Origin of the sequence: Streptomyces mayonensis (assembly GCF_018982965.1) — a bacterium.
GTDB lineage: Bacteria > Actinomycetota > Actinomycetes > Streptomycetales > Streptomycetaceae > Streptomyces > Streptomyces mayonensis.
In genome coordinates, this window is record NZ_JACBYP010000200.1 from 1 (window position 1) to 7,966 (window position 7,966).

At 72.1% G+C, this 7,966-nt stretch carries 1 protein-coding gene; it reads left to right on the forward strand.

Translation table 11 applies throughout. From position 1 onward, the window contains the following. Window positions 1–113 precede the first annotated feature (113 nt). On the forward strand, window positions 114–7,966 hold a 7,853-nt coding region (locus HZS56_RS36655), incomplete at its 3' end, for a non-ribosomal peptide synthetase (protein WP_308408243.1).

Sequence of the window (7,966 nt, forward strand, 5' to 3'; positions counted from 1 at the left end):
AGTATTTCCCGGGTTGGGAGTATCTGGAGCGGGTGCTGGACCGGGCGTTCGGGTTGCTGGCCGAGGGTGGTCGGCTGGTTGTCGGAGATGTGCGGCACCGTGGCTTGTTGCGGGTGTTCCAGACGGCGGTGCAGGCCCGTCAGCCGGGTGTGGGGGACACGGGGCGGTTGCGTGCGGCGGTGGAGCAGGCGGTGGTGACGGAGAAGGAGTTGCTGCTGGATCCCGGTTTCTTTGCCGCCTGGGCGGCTGGGCGGCCGGAAGCGGTGGGCGTGGATGTGCGGTGGAAGCGGGGCGCGGCGCACAACGAGCTGACGCGCCACCGCTACGACGTCGTCCTGCACAAGGCTCCCGCCCAGCCGCTCCCACTGGCCGATGTGCCGGTCCTCACCTGGGGCCGGGACATCGAGACGTGGGAGGCACTGGATGACGTCTCGTTGCCGGTGCGGGTGTCCGGGGTGCCGAACGCCCGGTTGACCGGGGAGGTCGCGGCTACCCGTGCGGTGGCCGCCGGTGAGCCCATCGAGCGTGTCCGTGAGCTGTTGGACGGGACGAGCGGGCTGGACCCGGAAGCGGTGTGTCTCTGGGCGGGGGCACGGGGCTGGGACGCCGTGGTCACCGTCGGTTCCGACGGCGTGGACACCGTGGATGTGGTGTTCGTTCCCGGAGGTACGGGTGCGGTGTCGGGTGGTTTTGTTCCGGTGGGGGTGGGGTCGCTTGCCGGGTTGGCGAGTGATCCGGTGCGTACGCGGGTGGCGGGTGAGTTGGTGTCCAGGCTGCGTCGTGGTCTGTCGGAGCGGCTTCCGTCGCATCTGGTGCCGGCGGCTTTCGTGGTGCTGGAGGCGTTGCCGTTGACGGTGAGCGGGAAGGTGGACCGGGGTGCGTTGCCTGCTCCGGAGTATGCCGTCACCGTTTCGCGGGCGGCGCGGACGCCGCAGGAGGAGATCGTGTGTGCTCTGTTCGCCGAGGTGCTGGGTCTGCCGGCGGTCGGGGTGGAGGACGACTTCTTCGCGTTGGGTGGGCATTCGCTGTTGGCGACGCGGTTGGTGAACCGGGTGCGGGCGGTGCTGGGTGTGGATCTGGCGTTGCGGGCGTTGTTCGATGAGCCGACGGTGGCGGGTGTGGTGCGGCATCTGTCGGTGACGGGGTCGCGTCCGGTGCTGGAGCGGCGTGAGCGGCCGGAGCGCCTGCCGTTGTCGTTCGCGCAGCGCCGTATGTGGTTCCTGTACAAGTTGGAGGGTGCGTCGGCGACGTACAACATTCCGCTGGTGTTGCGTCTGACGGGTGAGGTGGACGTGCCTGCCTTGGAAGCGGCCCTCAACGATGTGATCAGTCGGCACGAGCCGTTGCGGACGGTCTTCCCCGACCTCGACGGCGAGCCCTACCAGCACATCCTCACCCCCACCGAAACCCACCTCACCCTCACCGTGGAGGACGCGCGGTCGGTGGAGCGGCGGGATCGGCTGGTGCACGACATGGCACGGCACGGATTCGAGCTGGACCGGGAAATGCCGTTGCGCGCGATGCTGCTGACGACGGGACCCGGCGAGGCCATGCTGATGCTGACGCTGCATCACATCGCCGGGGACGGCTGGTCGATGGCGCCCCTGGCCGAGGGCCTGGTGACCGCCTACGCCGCCCGCCGTGAGGGCCGGTCGCCGCGATGGTCCGCGATGCCGGTGCAGTACGCCGACTACAGCGTCTGGCAGCACGAACTGCTCGGCGAGGACACCGACCCCGACAGCCTGCTGCGCCGACAGGCCGCCTACTGGACCGACCACCTGCGCGGCCTGCCCGACGTCGTGTGCCCGCCCACCGACCGGCCGCGGCCGTCCGAGGCATCGCACAGCAGCGAGATGCTGCCGTTCGAGATCGACGCCGAGACCCACGCCACCCTGCGGGAGCTGGCGCGGGCCCACGGAGCGACGCTGTTCATGGTGCTCCACGCGGGCCTCGCGGGGCTGCTGTCGCGGCTCGGTGCCGGCACGGACATCGCGGTGGGTTCGCCCATCGCCGGACGCACCGACGAGGGCCTCGACGACCTGGTCGGCTTCTTCGTCAACACCCTCGTCCTGCGGACCGACACCTCGGGACGGCCGTCCTTCGCCGAGCTGCTGGCGCAGGTCAGGGAGAACAGCCTGGCCGCCTACACCCACCAGGACGTCCCCTTCGAGTACCTGGTGGAGAAGCTCAACCCGCAGCGCTCCACCGCCCACCACCCGCTCGTCCAGGTCATGCTCACCCTCCAGAACACCGCGGAGGTGCGCTTCGACCTCCCCGGGCTCCAGGCACGGCTGGAGAACCCGGGGCAGGGCAGCTCGCAGTTCGACCTGCTGCTGAACATCGGCGAGACCTTCGACGAGAACGGCGGTCCGGCGGGCGTCACCGGCTTCGTCGAGTACGCCACCGACCTCTACGACCCCGACACCGTCGCGGCGTTCGGGGCGCGGTACGTACGGCTCCTGAACACCGCCGCGGCCGCCGCGGACCTGCCGGTCGACACGCTCGACCTGCTCGCCCCGGAAGAACGCCGGCAACTGCTCGGCTGGTCGGGCGCACACGGTTCGGCGCGGCTCGAACCGCTCACTCTGCCCGGCCTGTTCGCCGAGGCGGTGCGGCGCGCCCCGACGTCCCCGGCCGTCGTACGCGGCGACGAGGAGTGGACGTACGCCGAACTGGACGCCTGGTCGAACCGGATCGCCCGGCTGCTGGCCGACCGCGGTCTCGGTCCGGGCCGGCGGGCGGCGCTGCTGATGCGGCGCGGGCCCGCTCTGCTCGCCGCCCTGCTGGGCGTGCTGAAGACCGGCGCGGCCTATGTACCCGTGGACCCGGACTACCCGGCGGAACGGCGGGCGTACATGCTCGGCGACGCGGATCCGGCGGTGGTGCTCGACGACGAGTGGGTCCGACAGGACCTCACGGACCTGCCCGACACGGACCTCGGCGTCACCGTCGACCCGGCGTACACCGCGTACGTGATCTACACGTCCGGTTCCACCGGCCGCCCCAAGGGAGTCGAGGTCACGCACGCCGGGTTCGCCGGGCTCGCGGCGGCCAAACGGGCCGCCTTCGCGCTGCGCCCCGGGGACAGGGTGCTCCAGTTCTCGCCGTCCAGCTTCGACGCCATGGTCTCCGAGATGGTGACCACCTTCAGCGCCGCGGCGACCCTCGTGGTGCCCGAGGAGACCGGCATCGCCGGACGGGAGCTCGCCGAACTGCTCCACCGCGAGCGGATCACCAACGCGACCCTCCCGCCGTCCGTCCTGGTCACCCTGGAGGACACCCACGGGCCGGACCGGCTCACGGACCTGACCACGCTGGCGGTCGCGGGCGAGGCATGCCCGCCCGACGTGGCCGCGCGGTGGGCTCCAGGACGCCGGATGATCAACGCGTACGGGCCCACCGAGTCGACCGTGGGCGCTGCGATGAGCCCGCTGCCGGCCGACCGGGAGACCGCAGTGGTGCCGATCGGGCGGCCGCTGCCCGGGCTGGCCGGGCTGGTGCTCGACGAGCGGCTCGAACTGGCCCCGGCGGGTGTGTGGGGAGAGCTGTACCTGGCGGGGGCGGGCCTGGCGCGCGGCTATGTCGGCCGTCCCGGCCTGACGGCCGAACGGTTCGTCGCCTGCCCCTTCACCCGCCCCGGCGTGCGGATGTACCGCACGGGCGACCTCGCCCGCTGGAACGCCGACGGCCGGCTGGAATACCTCGGCCGTGCCGACGGCCAGGTGAAGATCCGCGGCTTCCGCGTCGAACCCGGCGAGATCGAGGCCGTACTGCGCGGTCACCCGGACGTCGCCCAGGCCGTGGTGACCGCCCACGATCAGCAGGACGGCGTGAGCCGGCTCGTCGCCCACCTGGTGCCGGAGGAGGGGAGCGAACTGCCCGTGCCCGCGGTACGGGACGCGGCGCGCGACCGGCTGCCCGACTACATGGTGCCCTCGGCCTTCGTCGTGCTCGACGCCCTGCCGCGCACGCCGAGCGGCAAGGTCGACCGGGCCGCGCTGCCCGCCCCCGACTTCGCGAGCACTTCCAGGCGGGCCGCCCGCACACCGCAGGAACAGATCCTCGTCACCCTCTTCGCCGACGTCCTGGGTGTTCCGGTGGTGGGTGTCGACGACGACTTCTTCGGTCTGGGTGGGCATTCGTTGCTGGCGACCCGGTTGGTGAGTCGGGTGCGTGCGGTGCTGGGGGTGGAGTTGCCGTTGCGGGCGTTGTTCGATGCGCCGACGGTGGCGGGGCTGGCGGGTCGGCTGTCGGATGCGGGGTCGCGTCCGGTGCTGGAGCGGCGGGAGCGGCCGGAGCGCCTGCCGTTGTCGTTCGCGCAGCGCAGGCTGTGGTTCCTGTACAAGTTCGAGGGCGCGTCGGCGACGTACAACATGCCACTCGTCCTCAGGCTCACCGGCGCACTCGACGTGACCGCTCTGGAGACCGCGCTCAACGACGTGATCGCGCGGCACGAGCCGCTGCGCACGGTCTTCCCCGACACCGACGGCCGGCCCCACCAGCGGGTACTGGACGCCGCGGACGTGCGCCTGGAACTGGCGCCGGAGCCGGTCCCCGCGGACCGGCTCGACGCACGGGTGGAGGACTGCGTCCGCCACCCCTTCGAACTGGACCGCGAGGTGCCCGTCCGTCCCAGGCTGCTCAGCACCGGCCCGGACGACCACGTCCTCGTGCTGACGATCCATCACATCGCCGCGGACGGCTGGTCGCTGGGCCCGCTCGCCGACGACCTCAAGAACGCCTACACCGCCCGCCGCCAGGGTGAGCGGCCGCGGTGGTCCGCACTGCCGGTGCAGTACGCCGACTACAGCCTCTGGCAGCAGGAACTGCTCGGCGACGACACCGACCCCGACGCCCTCTTCGCCCGCCAGGAGTCCTACTGGGCGGAGCACTTGGCGGGCCTGCCCGAGGTCGTGAGCCTCCCCACGGACCGGCCGCGGCCCCCCGTCGCCTCGCAGCGCGGCGCCGAGGCCGCCTTCACGCTCGACGCCCCGACGCACGCCGCGCTGCGGGAGCTGGCCCGCTCGGCGGACGCCACCCTGTTCATGGTCCTGCACACCGGCCTCGCGGCCCTGCTCTCCCGGCTGGGCGCCGGCACGGACATCGCGGTGGGCTCGCCCATCGCCGGACGCACCGACGAGAACCTGGACGACCTGGTCGGCTTCTTCGTCAACACCCTGATCCTGCGGACCGACACCTCCGGCGACCCCGCGTTCGCCGATCTGCTGGCGCAGGCCAGGGAGAACAGCCTGGCCGCCTACACCCACCAGGACATCCCCTTCGAGTACCTGGTGGAAAAACTCAACCCGCAGCGCTCCACCGCCCACCACCCGCTCATCCAGGTCATGCTGGCCCTCCAGAACAACGCGGACCTGCGCTTCGACCTGCCCGGCCTGCACACCCAGCTCCTCGCCCCGGCCCCCGGCGGCTCACAGTTCGACCTCACCCTCAACCTGGTCGAAAGCTTCGACGAGGACGGCAGGCCCGCCGGACTGACCGGCATGATCGAATACGCCACCGACCTCTACGACGCCGCCACCGTGGACGCCTTCGCGGCCCGCTGGACCCGCCTGCTGGCCGCAGCTGCCGAGGACCCGCACCGCCGCGTCGGCGCACTGGACATCCTCGACGCCGACGAACGGCACGCCCTGGCCACGTGGAGCACATCGCCCCGCGCAGAGACGGAGGCGACCCTGCCCGAACTCTTCGAGAGGCAGGTGCGCACCACCCCGCACGCACCCGCGCTGATCGACGCCGACGGCACGGCCTCCTACGCCGAACTCGACGCGCGCGCCAACCAGATCGCCCACTGGCTCATCACCCGCGGCGCGGGCCCGGAGTCTCCGGTCGGCGTCGCCGTCGATCGCTCCCGCACCCAGATCGCCGTCATCCTCGGCGTCCTCAAGGCCGGAGCGGCCTACCTGCCGATCGACCCCGGACATCCCGCCGAGAGGATCGCGTACCTGATCTCCGACGCCCGGCCCGCACTCGTACTGGCCACCCGGCCCCTGGACGTACGGGCGCCGCTCTTCCTCACCGACGCCCCCGCCACCGCCGCTGCGTGGGACCGGCAGCCCACGCGGGCGCCCCGGGACAGCGACCGCACGGCACCCCTGTGCCCGGCCAACGCCGCGTACGTCATCTACACCTCGGGCTCCACCGGAACCCCGAAGGGCGTGACCGTCACCCACGCGGGCTTCGCCGGTCTGACCGCCACCGCCGCGCGCTTCGGCCTCGGCGAGGGCAGCCGCACCCTTCAGTTCACCTCGTCCAACTTCGACGTGTCCGTGATGGAACTCCTGACGGGCTTCACCGTCGGCGCCGCGCTCGTACAGACCGGCACCGAACACCTGGTCGGCGACGAACTCGCCGCCGCGCTCGCCACGCACCGGGCCACCCACCTCTTCATCCCGCCGTCCGTCCTGGCCACCCTCCCGGCTCATGCCGAATCCGCCCTGCCCGACCTGGGTTCCCTGGTGGTCGCGGGCGAGGCCTGCCCGACCGACCTGGCCGCACGCTGGTCCGCGGGACGCCTGATGACCAACGCCTACGGCCCGACCGAGGCCACCGTCTACGCCACCACCAGCCCGCCGCTCACCGGGGCGAACGCCCCCATCGGCACACCGGTCGTCGGCGCCCGCGTGTTCGTCCTGGACGGCGGCCTGGCCCCCGTGCCACCGGGCGTACCCGGCGAGCTGTACCTGGCGGGCCCGGGCCTCGCGCGCGGATACGTCCGCCGGCCGGGTCTGACGGCGGAACGGTTCGTGGCGTGCCCGTTCGGCGTTCCGGGCGGCCGGATGTACCGCACCGGCGATGTCGTCCGGTGGAACGCGGACGGTCAACTCGAGTACCTGGGCCGGGTGGACGACCAGGTGAAGATCCGCGGGTTCCGGGTGGAGCCGGGTGAGGTGGAGGAGGCACTGCGGCGGCTGCCCGCGGTGGGACAGGCGGTGGTGGCCCCGTTCGTGCACGGGGGCGAGTTGCGGCTCGCCGCGTACGCGGTCCCCGCACCCGTGCCGGACGCCGAGATCACGCCCGCGTCGCTGCGCGCGGCCCTCCAGGAGGTACTGCCGGGCTACCTCGTGCCCTCCACGGTCGTTGTGCTGGATGCGCTGCCGCTGACGCCGAACGGAAAGGTCGACCGGGCAGCACTCCCCACCCCGCAATACGCCGGGCGCACCGCGACAGCGCCCCGCACACCGCAGGAGGAGATCCTGTGCGGCTTGTTCGGGGACATTCTGGGGGTGGCGTCGGTCGGGGTGGACGACAGTTTCTTCGACCTGGGTGGGCATTCGCTGCTGGCGACGCGTCTGGTGAGCAGGGTCCGTCGTGTGATGGGTGTCGAGTTGCCGTTGCGGGTGCTGTTCGAGGCGCCGACCGTGGCGAGGCTCGTTCGCCGACTGGACACGGGGCAGGTGCGTCCGGCGCTGGAGGCGCGTCCGCGGTCGGAGTCGCTGCCGTTGTCGTACGCGCAGCAGCGTCTGTGGTTCCTGCACAAGCTCGAGGGACCTTCGGCGACCTACAACATGCCCTTCGCCCTCCGCCTCACCGGCGACGTCGACCGCGACGCGCTGGAGGCCGCCATCAACGACGTCGTGGCACGCCACGAGTCGCTGCGCACGGTCTTTCCCGAGAGGAAGGGCCGGCCGTACCAGTACGTGCTGCCGGTGGACGAGGCCCGGGTGCCCCTCACCGTGGAGCCGGTCACGGAGCCGGCGGTCATCTCCCGTATCGCCACGACCATTCGGCACGGCTTCCGCCTCGATCGCGACGTCCCCGTCCACGCCCACCTGCTCGACATCACCGGGAGCGATGACGCGGTCCTGGTGCTCGTGCTGCATCACATCGCGGGGGACGGGTGGTCGGCGGGGCCGCTGGCGCGGGATCTGGTGGCGGCGTATGCGGCTCGTTCGGGTGGCGGGGCTCCGGCGTGGCCGGCGCTGCCGGTGCAGTACGGGGACTACAC